Source organism: Gordonia sp. (in: high G+C Gram-positive bacteria), from assembly GCF_049299075.1.
Classification (GTDB): Bacteria; Actinomycetota; Actinomycetes; order Mycobacteriales; family Mycobacteriaceae; genus Gordonia.
Genome location: NZ_JBAQWU010000523.1, coordinates 1 through 2,904, shown reverse-complemented (window position 1 = coordinate 2,904; position 2,904 = coordinate 1). Strand labels below are relative to the sequence as shown.

Here is a 2,904-nt window from a genome sequence, read left to right as displayed (position 1 = left end):
CAGTGGCTCCGCGGGCCCCGGGTTCGATTCCCGGCAGCTCCAGACCGTGCCGGGTCGTGGCCGACCAGCTTGGGACCTGCGGATTAAAAGTCCGCAGCTCCGCATCGAGAAGAAGCCTGCACCAGATCAAGGTTGTCAACCCGTGCGGACTGCCAATTCCTACTCCGGCCGCGCTTCCGGCTTCGGAGATGGGCTTTACACCGTCCGGGAGGTCACATGCTGCAGTGCCCGGTGCGCCGCGTCAAGCAGCCGCAGCCGTAGCGGAGGCTTTCGGTGGTTGCGTTCGGTGACGATGCGCCGCCATTCCGCCTGAGCCTTGGTGAGCGTTGGACGATGGTCTGCAGTCGCGGTTTCGGACTCGTAGCTGCAGTGTTGCCCGGTCGTCGCGGTGGAGTGTTCGAGGTCATGCGGTGCCAGGAAGTAGCGCAGCGGTGCGGGGACGCCGCGTCCGCCTGGATGTGCGACGAGACTTACGAACTGGGCGAGGAGTGCGGCGCTGACGCTGGCGGAAAGGGCCGCAACGTTTTGACCGGCGGGTGCCTGCCGGCCGGTCTTGGCGATGTAGGTGGGATCGTCGAGTAGGCCGTGCATGTCGAGACTGAGTTCGCCGAGTTCGAGTTGGCCCAAGCACACCATGCAGGGCCGGCTGGGTACGAGAGTGTGGGCGCGCCAGATGCCGCTGCGCAGTCTGCCGTCGGCAAAGGTGTCGAGAGCGATGCCACCGTCGATGACAGGGATGAGGTCAGCGTAGGCGGTCTGGTTGAGTACTGCTCGCGGCCAGGGCCGATCGACGCAAGAGAAGATGACGTCGTAGTCCAAGGCGGCTTTAAGCCCGGCGGGGTCGGTGACGCTCACCTCGTGCACGACGGGATGGAAGTCGCTGGCGGTGGCTGCGGAGGCCATGAGCCGGGCGGCAACGGCGACTTTCGCGCGGCCCATGGCGGCGTCAAGCCGGGTGGCGCCAATCATGCGATCCAGGTTGACGGCCTCGACGGCGTCGAAGTCCATGACGCCGACTTCGAGGAGCCCAGTAGCGGCAAGTCGTTGGGCGACGTCGAGTCCAACGCTGCCGGTGCCGACGACCAGAACGCGCAAGCGGGCCGTCGATGCTTGTACGGAGTCACCCCACGCTGAAACGGTGCGATGCTGTGATGCGGTCGGCTGCGGTGCGGGTCTCAGAGTGTCGTTCCAGGTCACGACCAACTTGTCGGATACGCAGCGCACCGACTCCGCCCAGCTTGGGCGGGTGTCGTCGAGCCAGAAGCGAGCCGACCACCCGTCGTCGCGGCCTGCGAGGGTCATGCCGAGCAGCGGCATCTTCGTGTACGCACGTGCGACACGTTCGTAGTCGGCTTCGGTGTCGTGGTCGGTGTCGCTGAGGTCCTGCCAGCCGCGCCCGCGGGGATGGGAGTGCAACAGCACCAACCCTTCACCGCGAGTGCGGGCCTCAGCTGCTGCACGCAGGACGTAGGCACTGGTGAAGGAGGCGTTGCCGTGCACCAGCCGCTCCCCGTCCCGAGGCGGGATCACGCTCCGGATTACCGCCGTCGTGCGCCGCACGCCGCTGGACAACAGATAGGTGGCGGCGAGTACGTCTTCTTGCCCGTCGTCACGGATGAGGTGCTCGCGCATCGTCGCGTGCACCGAGCCCGTCATTACGACCGAGTACGGCATGTCGGCGTCCTTCCTCGAAAACTTGATGAGTCTCAGATTGCTGTCTGTTGGACCGTCGAGTGCCTGGCTTAGGCCGCGGGCGCAATGGCTAGCGACAGCAGGCCGCGAACGTGACTCAGCCAGGCGGTCGCCAGTGAGATCGAGGTGTCGGTGAAGGTGAATTCACGGGAGTGCCTCCGCCACCCGGGTGGGCAGTCGGTGGTGTCGCTGTTGGTGGTTGCGAACACCACGGTCTCGGGCAGATGCACCCAGTGGGGCGGCACCTGCGGCCAGGTCTGCACCTCGGCCAAGCTGACACCGGTCGCCACCCACTGCCCGGCCATCGCGCCGCCGACGGCGAGGACGTCGAACATCAAACGTCCGGACTCGGCCCGCACCGGCGCCCCGGCGGCGATCATGTCGTCGACGAAACGGCGTGCAGGGGAGCCAGGTGGCGGCAGGTCGGTCACGCGACCCCTCCGACGTGCCTGGCGGTGACGAATTCGTCCCCGTCATGGATGGTCACCATCTGATCTCCAGTGAAGGTCTCGGGACCGCCGGCAGCGTTGACTCGAGCCAGGTCGTACTTGGCGGGGTCGACACCGGCCAGCCGCAGCAACGCGGCGGCGGTCTGATCGTCGTCCCAGCTGGTGTGGTGTTCGCCGTCGATGGTGAAGCGCACCTTGCGGCGGGTGCGAAACCGTCCGCCGTCGCGCAGGTCGACGATCTGCTTGTCCTTGATGTGCGTCTCGACACCGTGCTTGTCGACGATGAAGAGGTCGAAGTCCTTCGGGTCGCGACCGGCGAGACGCAGCAGGGACGCCGCCTCCTGGTCGTCATCGACAGTGTCGAACTCGACGTCGTCGATGGTGATGTGCCGATGCCGACGAGAGTCCTGCTCCCGTCCATCCTTCTGAAGATCTGTCATCTCCGCTTCCTCCTGGAACTAGGTGGCAAAACCCACTTGGACCTCGCCTTACAGCCGAGACATGTCCGGCCGACTTTCACGGGGGTCCACGCTCACCTCTATTTTAGCATACTAGTATTCTGTGTATCACCTCATGGGTGATGACGAGTGTACTTAGTGCACGGCGCGTCGAGCGCTAGGCACCCTCTGCAGGCAGGTAAGTTCGGTGACGACATTCATGTCATCAGCCGATGGGTGATGGAGAACAGACGCGTGGAACAGGATTATTTGGATGAGGGGTTGCGCCGCCTCGCCACCGATCCAGAGTTCCGGCCGGCGGGTTG

The 2,904-nt window shown here is 65.2% G+C and carries 3 protein-coding genes; all 3 read right to left on the bottom strand.

Annotated features, from left to right (window positions below; translation table 11 throughout):
• Positions 1–195: 195 nt before the first annotated feature.
• Entirely contained in the window at positions 196–1,674 is a 1,479-nt protein-coding gene (locus tag WAW85_RS16620; protein WP_422560690.1) for a ThiF family adenylyltransferase, read from the bottom strand.
• A 68-nt stretch (positions 1,675–1,742) separates the two neighbouring features.
• Complete coding sequence (locus WAW85_RS16615; protein WP_422560689.1) at positions 1,743–2,123, bottom strand: hypothetical protein; 381 nt, start codon at positions 2,121–2,123, stop codon at positions 1,743–1,745.
• A complete protein-coding gene (locus tag WAW85_RS16610) occupies positions 2,120–2,581 on the bottom strand; it encodes a hypothetical protein (RefSeq protein WP_422560688.1) in 462 nt (153 codons plus the stop codon). The genes WAW85_RS16615 and WAW85_RS16610 overlap by 4 nt, the downstream gene beginning before the upstream one ends.
• Positions 2,582–2,904 lie beyond the last annotated feature (323 nt).

What these genes read in the sequence shown, in the direction of transcription:
- WAW85_RS16620 (WP_422560690.1), bottom strand. Translation starts at nt 1,674, where the DNA reads ATGCCGTACTCGGTCGTAATGACGGGCTCGGTGCACGCGACGATGCGC.
- WAW85_RS16610 (WP_422560688.1), bottom strand. Translation starts at nt 2,581, where the DNA reads ATGACAGATCTTCAGAAGGATGGACGGGAGCAGGACTCTCGTCGGCAT.